16 protein-coding genes are annotated in these 18,577 nt (G+C 46.2%); 5 read left to right on the top strand and 11 right to left on the bottom strand.

Features of this window, described 5'->3' with window-relative positions; all coding sequences use genetic code 11:
- Positions 1-179: 179 nt before the first annotated feature.
- From lplT to moaA, 8 genes are all read right to left on the bottom strand, one after another.
- Positions 180-1,340 carry a lysophospholipid transporter LplT gene (gene lplT / locus C3Y98_RS11150; RefSeq protein WP_135278675.1) on the bottom strand — a complete coding sequence of 387 codons (1,161 nt, stop codon included), beginning with the start codon at positions 1,338-1,340 and terminating at the stop codon, positions 180-182.
- A 67-nt stretch (positions 1,341-1,407) separates the two neighbouring features.
- Positions 1,408-2,805, bottom strand: a complete 1,398-nt coding sequence (locus C3Y98_RS11145) for a PhoH family protein (RefSeq protein WP_135278664.1) — start codon at positions 2,803-2,805, stop codon at positions 1,408-1,410.
- 143 nt (positions 2,806-2,948) lie between these two features.
- A complete protein-coding gene (locus C3Y98_RS11140) occupies positions 2,949-3,404 on the bottom strand; it encodes a peroxiredoxin (protein WP_135278663.1) in 456 nt (151 codons plus the stop codon).
- A 128-nt stretch (positions 3,405-3,532) separates the two neighbouring features.
- A complete protein-coding gene (locus C3Y98_RS11135) occupies positions 3,533-5,017 on the bottom strand; it encodes a sensor histidine kinase (RefSeq protein WP_135278662.1) in 1,485 nt (494 codons plus the stop codon).
- A gap of 17 nt (positions 5,018-5,034) precedes the next feature.
- Complete coding sequence (locus C3Y98_RS11130; protein WP_209308792.1) at positions 5,035-5,775, bottom strand: energy transducer TonB family protein; 741 nt, start codon at positions 5,773-5,775, stop codon at positions 5,035-5,037.
- Between the two features lie 162 nt (positions 5,776-5,937).
- Positions 5,938-7,212, bottom strand: coding sequence for a molybdopterin molybdotransferase MoeA (gene moeA, locus C3Y98_RS11125; protein WP_135278661.1), 1,275 nt, complete (start codon positions 7,210-7,212; stop codon positions 5,938-5,940).
- Positions 7,213-7,320: 108 nt separating this feature from the next.
- Complete coding sequence (mobA, locus tag C3Y98_RS11120; RefSeq protein WP_135278660.1) at positions 7,321-7,917, bottom strand: molybdenum cofactor guanylyltransferase MobA; 597 nt, start codon at positions 7,915-7,917, stop codon at positions 7,321-7,323.
- Positions 7,918-8,931, bottom strand: a complete 1,014-nt coding sequence (gene moaA / locus C3Y98_RS11115) for a GTP 3',8-cyclase MoaA (protein WP_135278659.1) — start codon at positions 8,929-8,931, stop codon at positions 7,918-7,920. It lies immediately after the preceding gene.
- Positions 8,932-9,045: 114 nt separating this feature from the next.
- Here moaA and C3Y98_RS11110 point away from each other — a divergent pair, with 114 nt between their 5' ends.
- From C3Y98_RS11110 to C3Y98_RS11090, 5 genes are all read left to right on the top strand, one after another.
- The gene (locus C3Y98_RS11110; protein WP_135278658.1) at positions 9,046-9,528 is read left to right on the top strand and encodes a formate dehydrogenase subunit gamma; all 483 of its coding nucleotides are present in this window, start codon (positions 9,046-9,048) and stop codon (positions 9,526-9,528) included.
- A complete protein-coding gene (locus C3Y98_RS11105) occupies positions 9,525-11,078 on the top strand; it encodes a formate dehydrogenase beta subunit (protein ID WP_135278657.1) in 1,554 nt (517 codons plus the stop codon). Before C3Y98_RS11110 ends, C3Y98_RS11105 begins: the two co-directional genes overlap by 4 nt.
- Positions 11,079-11,087: 9 nt before the next feature.
- The gene (fdhF, locus tag C3Y98_RS11100; RefSeq protein ID WP_135278656.1) at positions 11,088-13,952 is read left to right on the top strand and encodes a formate dehydrogenase subunit alpha; all 2,865 of its coding nucleotides are present in this window, start codon (positions 11,088-11,090) and stop codon (positions 13,950-13,952) included.
- Positions 13,953-14,045: 93 nt separating this feature from the next.
- Positions 14,046-14,783, top strand: a complete 738-nt coding sequence (gene fdhD, locus C3Y98_RS11095) for a formate dehydrogenase accessory sulfurtransferase FdhD (RefSeq protein ID WP_245234369.1) — start codon at positions 14,046-14,048, stop codon at positions 14,781-14,783.
- A gap of 21 nt (positions 14,784-14,804) precedes the next feature.
- Positions 14,805-15,023: a formate dehydrogenase subunit delta gene (locus C3Y98_RS11090; protein WP_135278654.1), complete on the top strand. Its 219-nt coding sequence runs from the start codon at positions 14,805-14,807 to the stop codon at positions 15,021-15,023.
- A gap of 115 nt (positions 15,024-15,138) precedes the next feature.
- On the opposite strand, the gene C3Y98_RS11085 is transcribed toward C3Y98_RS11090, so the two are convergent.
- The 3 genes from C3Y98_RS11085 to rho form a co-directional block, all read right to left on the bottom strand.
- Positions 15,139-16,791, bottom strand: coding sequence for an ArnT family glycosyltransferase (locus C3Y98_RS11085; RefSeq protein WP_135278653.1), 1,653 nt, complete (start codon positions 16,789-16,791; stop codon positions 15,139-15,141).
- Positions 16,792-16,935: 144 nt separating this feature from the next.
- A complete protein-coding gene (locus C3Y98_RS11080) occupies positions 16,936-17,178 on the bottom strand; it encodes a type B 50S ribosomal protein L31 (protein ID WP_135278652.1) in 243 nt (80 codons plus the stop codon).
- A gap of 119 nt (positions 17,179-17,297) precedes the next feature.
- Positions 17,298-18,557: a transcription termination factor Rho gene (rho, locus tag C3Y98_RS11075; RefSeq protein WP_015832965.1), complete on the bottom strand. Its 1,260-nt coding sequence runs from the start codon at positions 18,555-18,557 to the stop codon at positions 17,298-17,300.
- Positions 18,558-18,577: the final 20 nt, after the last annotated feature.

Below are 18,577 nucleotides of genomic sequence, written 5' to 3'. Positions count from 1 at the left end.
TTAATGCGCCCGTTGTGATTTGTAGTGTGCTTTATATAGAAGTGAGTCGTGCGTACATTACAAGTTCAGTATGAATAATGCACTAGGCTTATGTGCTAGTCAGTAGCGGAGCCTAACTGCCTAGCCTTAGGGTTGCACCTTGCATGCCCTGCAAGATGCGTCAAAGATGTTGATGAGAGTTAGGCGAGATTTCTGTAACGCTTATTAATGATCGTCATACATAGGCTAACAAAGACACCAAATACAATCACGATCATATTGATGGGAAGTTCAGCTTTTACCATTAATAGATAGGCGCCTAACATAAGCAGGATGCCGATATGCTCGTTAAAGTTCTGTACGGCAATAGAGTGGCCTGCACCAATTAACTCATGCCCACGGTGCTGTAATAGTGCGTTTAATGGGACTACAAAGAAGCCGGCTAGTGCGCCGATAATAAATAGCAATGCCACTGCGAGCTGCCAATGCTGCACAAACGCCATGACCACCACCAGTACGCCCATGACAATGCCTGCGGGTAGTACCTTGGTTGACTCTTCTAACTTGATATAGGTTGCTGCAACTACTGAACCTGCAGCAATGCCTACTGCAAGTATTGCCATTAGCTGTGTGGCTTGTTCTAAACCAAAGTTAAGTGTGCTGGCGGCCCAAGCAATGACTACCAAGCGTAGTGTTGCGCCAGCGCCCCAGAATAAAGTAGTGACAGCAAGTGAAACTTGTCCGCGCGTATCTAACCATAATGCCTTGAACGATTGCCAAAAGTCGTAAAGCATAAACGCCGGGTTTTTCTTGGGCAGCTTATGGTCAATCGGTAGTTTGGGAATATAAATGTTAAATACCGCTGCGACCAAATACAGCAGGGTGATGAAAATCATGGCAAAGTAAGGGTCATGGCTGGCAAGGCTGCCACCAAGTAGTGCACCTAATATGATTGCAATTACAGTGGAGCCTTCCATCCAACCGTTGGCGCTGACCAGTTTTTCTGGAGGTAGTAGTTCGGTCAAGATTCCGTACTTAGCAGGTGAGTAGGCTGCAGCCCCGATACCAACAATGCCATAAGCGTAGAGTGGCGGCACGCCAAGCAGCATAGCAAGGCTACCAATGAACTTAATTGCATTGGCAAGAAACATCACGCGCCCCTTGGGTAGGGCATCAGCAAATGACCCAACAAATGGTGCAAGTACAATGTAGGAGATCACAAAAAACTGCTGTAATAGGGGCGTGTGCCAATCTGGTGAGTGGATTTTAGCAAGCAGTGCAATTGCCGCAAACAGCAGTGCATTGTCAGCTAGGGCAGATAAAAACTGCGCTGTGAGTAAGGTATAAAAGCCTTTACACATCCGCATTAGAAATCACCTTTGATAACACAGCACTGGTTGTTGAGCTTGAAGTTGCACATAATTGAACCTATAAAATTTCCGCCGCAAAGTCAGCCAGACGCGAGCGTTCACCACGTTGTAGTGTGATGTGCCCGTTGTGGTTCCAGCCTTTAAAGCGATCTACCACGTAAGTAAGCCCTGAACTGCCTTCTGTTAAGTAAGGGGTGTCGATTTGTGCGATATTACCTAAACAGACGACTTTAGTACCAGGCCCCGCACGGGTGATTAGGGTTTTCATTTGCTTAGGCGTTAGGTTTTGCGCTTCATCAATAATTAAGAATTTATTTAAGAAAGTGCGACCACGCATAAAGTTTAATGATTTAATTTTAATGCGAGTACGGATTAAGTCTTGAGTCGCAGCACGTCCCCAATCACCAGCCTCTTCATCGCTTTTATTTAATACATCCAAGTTGTCTTCTAATGCACCCATCCACGGCGTCATTTTTTCTTCTTCTGTACCAGGTAGGAACCCGATGTCTTCACCCACTGGTACCGTTACACGTGTCATGATGATTTCTGAGTAAATTTTCTTATCCAGTACCTGAGTCAGTGCGGCTGCCAATGTTAACAGTGTTTTACCCGTACCTGCTTGTCCCAGTAAAGAAACAAAATCGATTTCTGGGTCCATCAGTAGGTTTAATGCAAAGTTTTGCTCACGGTTGCGTGCGGTAATGCCCCATACATTATGTTTTGGTATTAAATGATCTTTTACTACCTCAAGTACTGCAGTGTCTTTCTCTAGGCTGCGCACAATAGCATGGAATGGCTTCTCAAACTCGTAATAAACAAACTCATTGACCAAAAAAGTTTTGCAGAGCGGGCCTGTCAGTCGGTAAAACATACGGCCAGATTCTTGCCATGACTCCATTGCCTTGCTGTGATTATCCCAGAAGTCAGGCGGTAGCTCTTTCATGCCGCTGTAGAGAACGTCGGTATCTTCTAATACTTTGTCGTTAAAGTAATCTTCAGCCAATACGCCCATCGCTCGCGCTTTGATGCGGATATTGATGTCTTTGCTGACAAGGATGACTTGCCTGTTAGCGTGCTGCTTCTGTAGGCATAACACTACGCTGATGATTTGGTTGTCGGCTTTGCTACCGGCTAGCCCAGGTAAATCTAGGTGTAGTTGTGTTGTTTGTAAAAATAAGCGGCCGGTAGCTTGCTTGTTACCGTTACGTGATAAGGCACAGCCTAGCTCTAAGTTGGTTAAATCTGAGCTGACGATTTCTTCTAAATTACGGCTGACTTGGCGTGCGTTGCGTGCAACTTCTGTAAGGCCTTTTTTATTGTTGTCTAACTCTTCCAGCGTGACCATCGGTAGGTAGATGTCGTGCTCTTCAAATCTGAACAGTGAAGAAGGATCATGCATGAGTACATTCGTATCAAGAACAAATAGTTTAGATATACCAGTATCTTTTTTGGACATAAAAGACTTTCTAATAAGTGATGAATGTAATGGAGTTAAATTAAGTTAAAAAATTACTAACTGCATACTGCGTTGAGATGTTGCTATTCCATGTGATGCTACGATTAATAAAATTGTCCAACCTAGTTGAGTGATTGCTAAAACTATAACGCACTGATGAAGCTTAACACCTCTGCTGCATGACCATCTACCTTTACGCCACGCCACTCCTTAATAAGTGTGCCGTCAGTATCAATGATAAAGGTGCTACGCTCTATTCCCCTTACTTGCTTACCGTACATGTTCTTCATTTTGATGACATTAAATAGTGCGCAAGCCACCTCTTCGGTATCTGCTAACAGCTCAAAAGGAAAACTGAATTTTGCCTTAAAGTTTTCGTGCGACTTTAGGCTGTCGCGAGAAATGCCGAAAATCTCAGTATTTTTGGCTTGAAAGTCCGCATAAGCATCCCGAAACTGCATGCCTTGAGTGGTGCAGCCTGGCGTGGAGTCTTTTGGGTAAAAGTAAATCACAAGTCGCTTACCTAAATAATCTGAGCGTTGGAATGTTTTGCCACTGGTTGCGGGTAATTGAAAATCAGGTACAGATTGATTAAGCATAAGGAAATTGATCGCTGATATAAAATGTTAGTTACATTGTTGATAAAAAGCCCTATTAAGGCAAGTCTATATCGCAAGTAAATGCTAATAATTTTGAAAAATATTGGTTTCGTCTGGCTTGTGAGCTTTTAGACAGGGTCGTGATGCGTATTGAGCATTCTCGGTAGTGAGATGGTAATCATCGTGCCGCCACCCTGCCTTGCACTGAACTGAAGTGTGCCGCCTAATGCGTCACATACCTTGAACGCAAATGGTATGCCTATGCCGGTGCCAAATCGCTTGGTCGTAGGTGCACTCATAGCGCTGGGATCTGGTTTAAACGGCATGCCGCTACCGCGATCCATCAAGAACAAATCGAATGTATCTTGAGTTATCTTGCACACTATTTCTACCGGAGCGTTCTTGCCTGACGCGTCGATTGCATTCAGCAGGAGGTTATAGATTACTTGTTCAAGCAGGTGATGGTCGGTAAATATTTTATCGTTATAACTGGCATTAGGCTTAGGCCAGTCAGGTAATTTGAGCTGAATAGCTTTTTCCGCGATTTTTTGCTGCAATGGGCTGAGTGCGCCATTCACAATTTCGCGCATATTCGTATAAACAGGCTGCGGTTGCAGTGGGTGTAAGTATGCCAGTAATGCTCCGGTCCAGCGTTCTAGCCTATCTACGGTATTGATAATGCCGTAAATGGACTCTTGCGTTTCTGCATTGTTGCTGGGGTCATCCATGACCTGCGCTGTGGCGCGAATGCTGGCAAGTGGGTTGCGAATGTTGTGTGCGAGCATAGGTACCAGCAAACCTTGTGCGGCCTGCTTTTCGGTGCGGATTAAGTTCTCCTGACTATTTAATAACTTATCCGCCATCTCGTTTACCGCTTTAGAGAGGGAGGCTAGTTCTTCAATATTTTCATCTGGGGCTTTGTGTGTCAGGTTCCCGGCACTGATTTCAGTAGTGGCGTGCAGTACGCCTTCAATCGGCCGCACGATGGAACGTTTCAGAAACACACGTGAGAACACTAGAAGCAGAATCGCTAGTGCGAGTGGCGTAAATAGTAAATAGTTGGATTTATGTTTGCTGTTTTTAAGTTGTGTGTCTAACTCAGCCTGCTTCTGGTTCAGGAGCTGCTCCGTGCTTGCCAGTAGCGATTCGTAGCGATTAAATATGCCCGCTTCCAGATCTGTATTCAGGATTTTTTTTAGGTCGTTGCGGTTAAGGTGCGAGTCTTGATCAAACAGCGTGGAGGTCTCAGAGACAAATGCCTGATAGCCAGCATGCAGATCATGAATAGCGGCTTTTTCGGCATCGCCTACCGCGAGTCGCTGCAATTGCTGAAAGTGATTTTCTACTGAAACCGTGAATTGGTTATATTCGGTGCGCGCTTCTGGGTCGTCTAAAAAGTAAGCATCAAACAGCTCTTTGAGTTGGCGGTATAGGTCGCCGCGTGTTTGCTGCACCTCTTGAATCAATGAGTTGATCCGGTTGGATTCTTGGCTGGATTGGTCTTGGAGCTGAATCCCAATCGCGCCAATTGAAGCGACTAAGAAGATGAGTAAGATAAAGGCTAGCTCATGAATGAGTAAAAGGTCTTTAAGAGAGGTCTTTTTTTTAGCCACAGCAGTAGGTTTGGTGATTATTCGAGCTTAAATGGTACGGGAATCACAATCGTGAAATTGCTGTTACGTAATGCTTCTGGCGGTGTCGGGAATGGGACGGCTTTTTCCACCATTTCCAGTGCTTGTTTATCTAATACTTCATAACCACTAGATTGCGTAATCTTTTTTGATTTTAATTTGCCGCTGCCATCAAGCTCTAGCTCAACAATGGCCTCACCTTGCCAGCCGCGCATCTGGGCAATTTTGGGGTATTTTTTATGCTTGCTGATGGCATTCCATAGTGAGTTGCCATAACGCCCTGTAGCGTTGTCAATTTCGGCCTGACTAGGCATGGGCGGTGTTTCTTTGACAGGCTCAGCAACTGGCTGAGTGTGCGTTGGTGCTGGACGTTCCGGTGCCGGTTTAACTGCAATGACCTCTGGTGCTACTGTGGTGATTGGCGTCTCTGTGATTGGTCTAGCCTCTTGAACGATAGGGCTGGGTGTCTGCTTTACAACTGGCTTAGGGGTCGGTTTGGGGATGCTTTTAGTTTGTGGTTCGACAACTTCAGCAGGCGGTTGAGCAGGTTGTGGTGGTGCAGGCGGGGTTGGTGCCGGCTGTTTAACTAATTGAATTTCTAAAACCTCAGGCATTTGTACAGCATCAAAATGAATGTTGGGGATAATCAGTATGAGCAAACCATGCAACAGCATTGAGCAAATAATTGCCCATACGATGGTGTGTCCCTTTAAAGAGGGCTGAGTTGCCGCGAAGTTCAAAGAAAAAAAGACCTGATTGATTGGGTGTTGGTTAAAAATGACACGAAATTATACAACAAGCAATCCTGATTGCTAGGGTGCTGTTTTGGAGGATTGTACTTTGCTTATTGTTCATATCATGCATGATTTATTTAACGCTCACTCAACTTAATAAATATGATGTTAGATAATACCATCTAACATCTGAACTTGGACTGTTGCTCCGGCATCCAGATTGCCAACCGTGTCGTCTAGCACAATAAAGCAATTGGCTAATGACATGGAGCTTAATAGGGCTGAGCCTTGTGCACCAGTTGGTTTTACACGCCATACACCGTCAGTGTCAGTAAATAATATACCGCGCTGGAACTCTGTACGGCCTGTCAGTTTTTTAATTGCCTGTGTGCACTGTACTGAAAACATGGGTAACGGTACTGGGGTGGATTGACCCATTAGCCTCAGCAAAGCGTCTCGTACAAATTGGTAAAACGTGACCATCACCGCCACTGGGTTGCCAGGAAGTCCAAAGTAGTGTGCATTACCCACCTTGCCGTAAGCGAGTGGTCTCCCTGGTTTCATGGACACTTTCCAGAACATGACTTGGCCATGTTTGGCCAGCAGCAGTTTCATGTAGTCGGCCTCACCTACAGAGACGCCGCCGCTAGTGATAACTACATCCGCTTGTTGTGTGGCGTTAAGTAGCGTTGCTTCAAGCTGTATCGGGTCGTCTGCGATTGCGCCCATGTCGATTACTTCTACACCAAGCCTAGTTAGCATGCCAAACAGTGTGTAGCGGTTGCTGTCGTAAACTTGCCCAGTTTTAAGGGGGTGTCCTAAGCCGACCAGTTCATCTCCAGTAGAAAAGAATGCGACTTTTAATTTTCGGTAAGCTTGTACTTCTGCAATCCCTAGCGATGCGATTAAGCCTAAATCCGCAGGGCGCATGAGGTGGCCTCTGCTCAGTACGTTTTGTCCTAGCTTTAAATCTTCTCCTGCATAGCGTACATTCGCCTGTGGTTTGGGTGCTTCGCTAATGTTAATGAACTCGCCGTCGGTGACAGTTTTTTCTTGCACGACAACCGTATCGGTGCCGGCAGGCATGGCAGCGCCGGTCATGATTCTGACGCACTGCCCATCGCTTACCGTGCCATCAAATGCTTTCCCAGCAAATGCAGTTCCCACCACCTTGAGGCGTGGTGTGGCGATGTCGCTGGTTTTAAGTGCGTAACCATCCATTGCCGAGTTGTCATAATTTGGCACGTTGGCTGGTGACGTGATGTCTGCTGCCAGCACGCGCCCCAGACTATCGTGCAACAGCAGTGTTTCGGCTTCAGACACCGGATTTAAGAGCTGCTGAATATACTCACGGGCTTTTGCTACGTGCATGGCGTTAGGGTCGTAATCATCCATGCAGCTGGGATTGTTGGCTAAGGTTTGGAGTGATGTGTCGCTAGTCATGTGGATGTGGGGTTGCGTATGTATTGAACGTTAACAGTTTAGTTTACTACGTTAAAAGAATTGGTTAGGTCTTACAGATAAATCGGCAACATCTATAGCACTGTTGCTTTAATCAACGTGAGCTTTTGCCAGTTTTGATTCTAATTTGATTATGTCATCTGGGCTATTTAAATTTTCAAATGCGTCATTGTCATCACCAAAATCCACCTCTATGTAATGCTGACTTTTCTGCCATGCCTGTACTTTTCTGTTGCCTTGGGCGAGAAAGTGATGGAGGCTGGGGAGTAGTGTTTTCTTGCATAGGCAAAATACAGGATGATTGTTGCTGCCACAACTTGCTACGGCAATATCTGCATTAGCTTGCAATAATCCAGCTTTGAGTTTCTGTACCAAATCGGTCGGGAGTAACGGTGAGTCGCATGGTGTGAATAGTACCAAATCATGGCTTGCGTGCTTGAGCCCAAGCTGCATCCCGGCCAAAGGCCCTGCGAAATCTGCGACTTCATCTTGCAATACGCGGTAACCTAGCGTGTTGTAGTACGCTAATTCGCGGTTTGCATTAATCATAATTTCATCGACTTGTGGTGCAAGTCTGGAGATAACATGCTGGATGAGCGGTTGGGACTGAAACTGCACTAAACCCTTGTCAACACCGCCCATGCGTGTGGCCCGTCCGCCGGCAAGAATGAGCGCTGAAACCGACACTTAGCCGCCAGTATGTGACATGAATCTTACCACCGCAGGCTTGGCACGTTGCAAATCAAAATCATGGCCTTTAGGTTTTATCGACATGCTATCAAGAATGGCCTGAATTAATGGCTGGTCATCGTTAGGGTGGTTGCGCAATAGTGGCATAAGATCCACTTTGTCTTCTTGTCCTAGGCAAAGAAATAGCTCGCCTTTGCAAGTAATGCGCACGCGATTGCATGCCTCGCAGAAATTGTGCGAGTGCGGTGAAATGAATCCAATTTTTGTGTTGCTATCGGCAACGCGCCAGTAGCGTGCAGGACCACCTGTGCTGACGGTGCTGGCAGTCAGTGCGTACTTATTTTGCAGGGTTTTGAGGGTTTCTGCGTTGCTGACGAAAGTAGACTCCCGTGTATGGTCAACTTCACCTAATGGCATTTCTTCAATAAAAGAAATATCAATGGCTTGCTTGATGGCAAAGTCAACGAGCGCCTCTGCTTCATCGTCGTTGGTGCCACGCATGAGGACAGTGTTGAGTTTGATATTGTCAAAACCGGCTTGCTTGGCAGCCTGTATGCCGCGCAGTACTTTGTCTAGCTCGCCAGTGCGTGTGATTTTTTTAAAGCGTTCGCTGTTTAAGCTATCTAAGCTGATGTTAATACGCTTAACGCCCGCTTGTTTTAGGCCGATGGCTTGCTTCTCTAATTGACTGCCGTTGGTGGTAAGCACTAACTCTTTTAGCTTTTCAAGTTTGCCCACTTCTTCAAATAACCATAGTGCGTTTTTACGCACTAGTGGCTCGCCGCCCGTGATGCGTACCTTGGTCACACCTAATTGCACAAACGCTTTTACCAGACGGAAGCACTCTTCTAAACTGAGCACTTCGTCGCGTGGCAGAAATGTCATTTCTTCAGCCATGCAATACGTGCACCTAAAATCACAGCGGTCTGTGATAGAAAGCCGAATGTAGTCAACCTGACGGCCAAATTGGTCAATCAGCTTGTCTGGGTAATTGGATGTTGAGTCAGGCACTTTTTAAGTCCCGAGTTGTCGTATCTATTAGCATTTTACATTTCATTAACATTTTACATTAATATTATAGTAGGATTGTAGTATCGTCATAATAGTTGCTTTGGAGATATTAGCTTGCTTGATTCAAATACACCACTAGAAGATGCTGATGCGTTAATTAGTCGCTTAATTACCGAACACCAACATCGTCCCGGCGCATTGATGCCTTTGTTGCATGCGATCCAAGACAATCTAGGTTATGTGCCTGAGTCTGCCTATCCGCAGATATCTAAAGCGCTGGCTTTGTCCGTAGCAGAAGTGCATGGCGTGGTTACATTCTACCATCACTTTAGAACACATAAACCCGGCCGCAATGTCATGCAGATCTGTCGTGCGGAGTCATGCCAGTCTATGGGTAGTGAAGCATTGGAAGCGCATGCGAAGAAATGCCTGGGCATTGATTATCACCAAACCACAGCGGATAACGCGATTACCCTAGAGGCCGTGTATTGCTTGGGTAACTGTGCATTGTCACCTTCTGTGATGATGAACGATGAGATTTATGGTCGAGTGTCTCCATCGGATTTAGATGCATTGATTGCGGAGGCAAAAGCATGACAACAAAGATTTATATTCCACGCGACTCTAGTGCTTTGTCAGTGGGCGCAGAAAAAGTGGCAGTTGCGATTGCCGCAGAAGCTAAAAACCGTGGTTTGGACATAGAAATTGTACGTAATGGTTCTCGTGGCCTGTATTGGCTGGAAACTATGGTGGAGGTATCCACCCCTAATGGCCGTGTTGCTTATGGCCCCGTAAAAGTTAAAGACGTACCTTCACTATTTGATGCTGATTTTATCAACGCCAAACCGCACGCTTTAAATTTGGGCTTAACGGAAGAAATCGACTGGCTCAAAAAGCAGCAGCGTTTAACGTTTGCACGTGTCGGTGTAACAAATCCTGTGTCACTGGATGACTACATTGCACATGATGGTTACAAAGGCCTGAAAAACGCACTAAAACTTAGCGGTGCTGAAATCGTTAAAGCTGTGACCGACTCAGGCTTGCGTGGCCGTGGTGGCGCAGCATTCCCAACTGGTATTAAGTGGAATACCGTACTAGGCTGTGTATCAGAACAGAAATACGTGGTGTGTAATGCCGATGAAGGCGATTCAGGCACATACTCAGACCGCATGATTATGGAAGGCGATCCTTTCGTGCTGATTGAGGGTATGACGATTGCAGGTGTTGCTGTAGGCGCTACACAAGGTTATATATACCTGCGTTCAGAATATCCACATGCACTAGTGGCACTTAACGAAGCGATTGAAGCCGCGAATAAAGCGGGTTACTTAGGTGATGATGTTTTAGGTAGCGGCAAAGCTTTCCACTTGGAAGTACGCCGTGCTGCCGGTGCTTATGTCTGTGGTGAAGAAACCTCATTGCTAGAGAGCTTGGAAGGTAAGCGTGGTTTGGTACGCTTTAAACCGCCACTACCAGCAATTGAAGGTCTGTTTGGTAAACCAACGGTCGTCAACAATGTCATTTCACTGGCTTCAGTGCCGATTATTTTAGATAAGGGCGCACAATTCTATGCTGATTACGGCATGGGTCGCTCACGTGGCACGCTGCCAATTCAGTTGGCTGGTAATCTTAAACATAATGGCTTGGTCGAGTTGGCGTTTGGTGCAACTTTGCGTGAGTTGTTATATGACTTTGGCGGCGGCTCCGCGAGCGGTAAGCCTATCCGTGCGGTGCAGGTAGGCGGGCCTTTAGGTGCATTCTTGCCCGAGAGTCAGTTTGACACACCTTTAGACTACGAGGAATTTACTAAGATTTGGGCGGTGCTCGGTCACGGCGGTATTGTTGCATTTGACGATACGGTGGATATGTCAAAAATGGCACGTTATGCATTTGAGTTCTGTGCCGTTGAGTCTTGTGGTAAATGTACTCCTTGTCGTATCGGTTCAACACGCGGTGTTGAGGTGATTGATAAGATCCGATCAGGTAAAGACCACGCTAAAAATATTCAGTTAGTACGCGATTTAAGTGACACCATGCTAAACGGTTCACTGTGCGCACTTGGCGGCATGACCCCTTACCCAGTACTTAGTGCACTAAATCACTTCCCGCAAGACTTTGGACTACCTGCTGAAACGCAAGTGGGTTAGGAGAGAATAATGGACGAAATTAAATACAATTCGAGCATCGACTACGGCACCCCTAAAAGTCAATCGGCAAAGCAAGTGACGCTGACGATAGATGACAGAGAAATCACAGTACCTGATGGCGTCTCTATCATGCATGCGGCGGCAGTTGCGGGTGTAATGGTGCCTAAATTATGTGCAACCGATAGCCTAGAGCCGTTTGGTTCATGTCGTTTGTGTTTGGTGGAGATTGAAGGTCGTCGTGGCTATCCTGCCTCATGTACAACGCCGGTTGCTGAAGGCCTTAAAGTGCATACGCAGACGCCAAAACTTGCTGACATTCGCCGTGGCACGATGGAGCTTTACATTTCAGACCATCCATTAGATTGCCTCACTTGTGCAACTAACGGCGACTGTGAGCTGCAAGACATGGCTGGTGCAGTAGGTCTGCGTGAAGTGCGTTATGGATATGACGGTGAGAACCATTTAGCTTCAGTCAAAGATGAAAGCAACCCATACTTCACTTTTGACCCTAGCAAATGTATTGTGTGTTCACGTTGCGTACGTGCTTGTGAGGAAACGCAAGGTACATTCGCGCTAACTATCTCTGGTCGCGGTTTTGAATCTAAAGTCTCTGCCGGCAATAAAGACTTCTTAGAGTCAGAGTGCGTTTCTTGCGGTGCTTGTGTGCAAGCTTGCCCAACAGCTACCTTGATAGAAAAAACCGTGATTGAAGCCGGTACGCCAGAGCACAGCGTAACAACTACCTGTGCATATTGCGGCGTGGGTTGTAGCTTTGATGCGGAAATGAAAGGCGAGGAAGTTGTTCGCATGACGCCAACTAAAAACGGCGGCGCTAACCATGGTCACTCTTGTGTAAAAGGCCGTTTCGCATGGGGTTATGCAACACATAAAGACCGCATCACTACACCGATGATTCGTAAGAGCATCAAAGACCCTTGGCAACAAGTGGGTTGGGATGAGGCAATTAACTACGCAGCGAGCGAGCTAACCCGTATTCAGAAACAATATGGCAGCGATGCAATTGGTGGTATTACGTCATCACGTTGCACCAATGAAGAAGTTTATGTAACGCAGAAATTAATTCGCGCAGTATTTGGCGTAAATAACGTAGATACTTGTGCGCGTGTTTGTCACAGCCCAACCGGCTATGGTTTAAAACAAACGCTAGGTGAGTCTGCAGGTACGCAAACCTTTGACTCAGTAATGCATTCAGATGTGATTTTCATTATCGGTGCTAACCCAACGGATGGTCACCCTGTATTTGCGTCACAAATGAAACGCCGTTTACGTGAAGGTGCAAAGCTTATTATTGCTGACCCGCGTGAAATTGACTTGGTTGCGAACTCCCCACATATTCGTGCGGATTACCACCTCAAATTGCGTCCAGGTACAAACGTTGCCTTGGTTTCAGCCTTAGCACATGTAATTGTGACGGAAGGTTTGGTGCAAGAGGCGTTCGTTAAAGAGCGTTGCGAGTGGGATTCATTCGCAGAATGGCGTGATTTTGTGGCTAAGCCAGAAAATTCGCCTGAAGCACTTGCTGATGAATTGGGTGTGGATGCAGAAACGATGCGCGCTGCAGCACGTATGTACGCTACAGGCGGCGATGCCGCGATTTATTATGGCCTAGGTGTTACTGAGCACAGCCAAGGCTCTACTACAGTGATGGGTATTGCTAACTTGGCGATGGCTACTGCTAACCTTGGCCGTGAAGGCGTAGGTGTAAACCCGTTGCGAGGTCAAAACAACGTGCAAGGTTCATGTGATATGGGTTCTATGCCGCATGAGTTCCCAGGTTACCGCCACGTAGCAGATGATACAACACGTGCCTTGTTTGAATCAGCTTGGGGTAGACCTTTAAGCAAAGAGCCAGGCTTACGTATTCCAAATATGTTGGACGAAGCTGGTGAAGGTAATTTCAAAGGTCTGTACTGTGTTGGCGAGGATATTGTTCAGTCAGATCCAAACACACAACACGTAACTCACTCATTAGAAAATATGGAGTGCGTGATTGTTCAAGACTTGTTCCTGAACGAAACGGCAATGTTTGCGCACGTGTTCTTCCCAGGTGCTTCATTCCTAGAGAAGAGTGGTACGTTTACCAATGCTGAGCGTCGTATTTCACCTGTACGTAGAGTGATGCGTCCAAAAAATGGTTATGAGGATTGGGAAGTTACCACCAAACTTTCTGAGGCATTAGGTTATCCAATGCACTACAGCCACGCTTCAGAAATTATGGATGAGATTGCTGCGTTAACGCCTACATTCCGTGGTGTAAGCTTCAAGAAGCTAGATGAAATGGGCAGCGTACAGTGGCCATGCGATGATGAGCATCCTGATGGCACGCCGATCATGCATATCGACGAGTTTGTGCGTGGTAAAGGTAAGTTCTTTATTACCCAGTACGTGCCAACCACTGAGAAAGTCAATGCTAAATTCCCATTGATTCTGACTACGGGTCGTATTTTGTCTCAATACAATGTGGGTGCGCAAACACGTAGAACGCATAATACTGCTTGGCATGCAGAAGATATTTTGGAAGTTCATCCACATGACGCAGAAGAGCGCGGTATTAAAGAGGGTGATTGGGTAGGTATTGTGAGCCGTGCGGGTGAGACCGTACTGCGCGCCAAAATTACAGACCGCGTACAAGCGGGTGTGGTTTACACAACCTTCCACCATCCGGAGTCTGGTGCCAACGTGATTACCACTGACAACTCAGACTGGGCAACCAACTGCCCTGAGTTTAAGGTAACCGCGGTGCAAGTGTCACGTGTTAGCCAGTTGTCTGATTGGCAAAAACACTACAAAACATTTAGTGAAGCGCAAATTGCTTTTGCCGGTAAAAAAGCAGAAGCTGCAAAAGTTAGTTAGGAGTTTAGGCTGTCTTTAATATTAGATGCATCTACCAGTCAGTTTGAGGTTGCACAGTGGCAAGATGGAGAGCTGCAACTGGCCTCGGATTGCTTGGCAGAAGAAACCCCAGTTGCCTTAGTCTATAACGGCGTTTCACATGCTGTGATGTTGGCAACAGCACAGGATCTGGAAGATTTTGCCTTGGGCTTCTCGCTATCTGAAGGCATCATAGAGCAAGCGAGTGAGCTATATGATGTAGATATTCAGGTGCGTGACAATGGCATTGAATTGCACTGCGAGATAGCAAGTGAGCGATTTGTACAATTGAAAGAGCGGCGCCGTACCTTGGCAGGCAAGACCGGTTGTGGGTTATGTGGTGCAGAAAGCTTAGGGCAGGCCGTACGTTATCCTGAGCCGTTGCAGTCTCAATCTGTATTCACTGCGTCAAGTATCAGGCGTGCCTTACATGCCATGCAGGCAATGCAGGTGTTGCAGCAGCAGACCGGTGCCACGCACGCTAGTGCATATGTGCTGTCTGACGGCACAATTAGCCTTGTACGTGAAGACGTGGGTAGACATAATGCGTTGGATAAGCTGGTCGGTGCGCTGGAAAGAGGTCAATTGAAGTCGGGTGTGGCTAATGGTGGTTTCATTATCACCACCAGCCGTGCCAGTTTTGAAATGGTGCAGAAAACCGCAAGAGCAGGTGTGAGCTTACTGGTGGCTGTGTCAGCCCCTACTGGCTTAGCGGTGCGTGTGGCGCAAGCCTGCGGTTTAACCTTGCTAGGTTTTGCACGCGAGAATCGATATGTAGCGTATAGCCACGGCGAAAGAATTTTGAATCAATAAAATACAGAGAAGCTAGAGTATATGGATATTAAACGTTTAATTTCGATGGCGAATCAGATTGGTGACTTTTATGAGTCATATCCGAATCAGAGCCAAGCGCAAGAAAATATCGCCAAGCATCTGAATAGCTTTTGGGCTCTGCCTATGCGTAAGCAAATTGCTGAATATGTAAATGTGCAGGGTGGTAATGGTTTGCATCAAATGGTGCAAACAGCCATCAAAGCGCACATACAAGTCTAAGTCACATCATCTCTGCACGGTATACATAACTACCAGACTCCGCTAATGCCAATCACATAGTCAATATGTGGCTGGCTTAGCGCAATTTCCTTAGATGTTTATCTCTGTAATAGCTTTAGTGCTGGCGTTGATAAAGCCTAAAGCTTTCTTTCCTATCGGCGGCACGTTTGCCTCGCCAAATTAATGTCCACTCATCGCTAGGCTGCATTCTGGTCATGCCGCGTTCATCTTGTATCAGATAAAACTCGCAGTGAGTCGACTGCGGCGCGTCCATAGGCTCCAGATGGAGATTGGTATAGTAGTTTAGTAATACGCGTTGTGATTGACCTACGTTTAAGTTCTTGATGCAAGAATTATTATTGCCAAGTGACTGCTGTAGCTGCGTAAAGACTGGCATGTAACTCTTTGCGCTATCAATTAATGGTAGCCATAGCGTCATGAGTAACCCCCAACCGAAAGTCATGCCTACGGCCCAGTTAGTGACGGTAGCGCGGTTGCTTTGCCTAACTCTAACGCAAGTGAATAACCAGATGCTGGTGATAATGATAGCTAGCGTTAGGCTGAGGATGCTAAGGTTGGTGCTGTCGCTGCCAGATAGGAACTGCATGCGCTCTTTGATGCGGCTAGGATAGCCTGTCATCATAGCAAACCAGCCTAACCAGATCAAAAAGCCAGCTAAACCAAATAAACTGATGCTAAACCAGTTTAATGCGGATGCCGCACCGCGCTTAAGATGATCCACACTGCCCGCACCGAGCGCCACCAAAGGCAGTAATAATGTCAGCGCATTGATATCTTTATTGTCTGCACCTGCACCCAGGGTAATTAAGCTCACGATGAAGAATACAATAATGAGCTGAAACCTAGGTTTACTCAATAAGTGAGTGCGATGGCGCCATAGGCTCCATAGTGCCAAGGGTAGTGCAGGCCATGCATACCAGATTAATATCTTAAAGAAGTATGAAAGGTAGGCGTTATTGAAGCTGTTAAGTTCTGTATGGAACCATGCGCTAAATAGGTCTGGAAAGTACAGTGCGAAAGGCACTAGCCACAAAGCAACTAGTGGTAGTGCCACAAGAATGGCTGTGCTGAAAAATACTGCAAAACTTTTGGTGCGCCAATGATTGAATATTAAGGCTAAAGATAATGAGGTGCCGATTAAGATTAGCACAGGCAAAAGACCTTTGGCTAAAAAGCCAACAGCAATCGCTGAGCCTAGGAGTAAACTGGCTCGCCACGGTCTGCGTTTGGAGAGCGCAAGTGCATAAAAGCCGGTTGCAGTACTGGCAAGCATGGCAACCTCGGCATTCAGGCTGTGTGCATTTAAAATAAGGCCAATGGTGCCAATCATGATAAATGTAGCGTAACGCCCCACGCCGTGCGTCCATAACTCACGCCCTGTCATGCCTATCATGAGTAGCGTGATTGACATCCAGAGCGCGTTAATGAGGCGTGCGCCATCATGTATATCGAGCAGGTAGCTAAATAGCTTGGCGCTGCCTGCAGCGGATAAATGATATAACGGTGGTAGGTCTACAAGTGATTGGTTTACGGCTAACGGTGCAATGATGTGGCCGTTATCCAGAATGTCTTTAACAATGCTGATGCTGGTTGTTTCTAGCGGCTTCCAAGGCGCATGACCAATCAGTCCAAGAAAGATCCAAATAATAGATAAGAGGATAAGGAGTTGTGTTTTTGTGTTCTCACCGATGCGCGCGCGCGGTGTGGACATATTGCCTTGCCAGTCATGATCAAGTTGGAAGCGCATGTGGATTAGCTCGGAGTCTGCATCATTGAAGTATGCCCATTTTATATGAGCAAGTGGGTTGTATAAACAACATACTAAAACAAAAGGCAGCCTAAGCTGCCTTTTGATAAACGATAATCTGCACGCAGGTTCGTATTTATTGAATTACATGCCGTATTTTTTACGGAATTTATCAACACGACCAGCAGTATCAAGAATCATTTGTTTACCGGTGTAGAACGGGTGTGATTTTGAAGATACTTCAATCTTAACTAATGGGTACTCTTTACCGTCAGTCCACTTGATAGTGTCGCGAGCAGCGATAGTTGAACGTGTGATAAAGCTAAAGTCAGCACCAATGTCTTGGAATACGACTTCGCGGTATTCTGGATGAATTCCATCTTTCATAATAATAGCCTCTAATTGATTGCCGAACGATACGGCATATGTTGCAAATTTTTGCGATAACTCAGCATTATATTTATATTGCTTAAGCTATGCAAGGTAAATTGTTTAAAGTAAAGGACTTAGCCTCTACGCATACTGTCAAAGAAATCCGCATTGTTTTTCGTTGACTTGATTTTGTCCAACAAGAACTCCATCGCCTCAAGGTCATCCATCGGGTAGAGTAGTTTGCGTAATACCCAGATTTTCTGTAATACATCTTTTTCGATTAATAACTCTTCGCGACGTGTACCGGACTTGTTCACATTGATTGCTGGGTATTGGCGTTTCTCTGCCATGCGGCGGTCAAGATGGATTTCCATGTTGCCGGTACCTTTAAACTCTTCGTAGATCACGTCATCCATGCGTGAGCCGGTATCCACTAGCGCAGTCGCAATGATGGTGAGTGAACCACCTTCTTCAACATTTCTGGCGGCACCAAAGAAGCGTTTTGGGCGTTGCAGTGCGTTGGCATCTACACCGCCGGTAAGCACTTTACCTGATGATGGAATCACAGTGTTGTATGCGCGCGCCAGGCGGGTGATAGAGTCTAGTAAGATGACTACATCTTTTTTATGCTCAACCAAGCGTTTGGCTTTTTCCAGTACCATTTCTGCCACTTGTACATGGCGTGTCGCTGGCTCGTCAAACGTAGAAGCAACCACTTCACCTTTAACTGAGCGTGTCATTTCTGTCACTTCTTCAGGGCGTTCGTCGATTAACAGCACAATTAAAATAACATCAGGATGGTTGGCAGTAATGGCATGTGCAATATTTTGCATCATCACCGTTTTACCGCTTTTGGGGCTGGCAACCAGCAGGCCGCGCTGACCTTTGCCGATAGGCGCGATCATGTCAATGACGCGGCTAGTAATGTTTTCCGCGCCTTTAATATCACGCTCTAGTGTCAGTGGAATAGTTGGGAATAAAGGTGTTAAGTTCTCAAACAGAATTTTATGTTTGGTGTTTTCTGGCGCTTCGCCATTCACCATGTCAACTTTAACTAAAGCAAAATAACGTTCACCATCTTTAGGGATGCGTATTTCGCCTTGAATGCTATCGCCCGTATGTAGGTTGAAGCGGCGGATTTGAGAAGGTGAAACGTAAATATCATCAGGACCGGCTAAATAAGAGGTGTCTGGTGATCTTAAGAAGCCAAACCCATCCTGCAAAACCTCTAAAGTGCCATCTCCAAAGATGCTTTCCCCTTTTTTTGCTTTATTTTTCAAAATGGCAAAAATTAAGTCTTGTTTGCGCATGCGGCTGGCATTGTCGATTTCGTTGGCAATGGCCATTTCTACTAATTCAGTAACAGGTAGATGTTTGAGGTCTGATAGATGCATGAAGTCTCGCTAAAACAAGA

The organism is Methylotenera oryzisoli, from assembly GCF_004661485.1.
Taxonomy (GTDB): domain Bacteria; phylum Pseudomonadota; class Gammaproteobacteria; order Burkholderiales; family Methylophilaceae; genus Methylotenera; species Methylotenera oryzisoli.
Note: the sequence above shows the minus strand (reverse complement) of the source record. Positions and strands in the feature narration are given on the sequence as shown.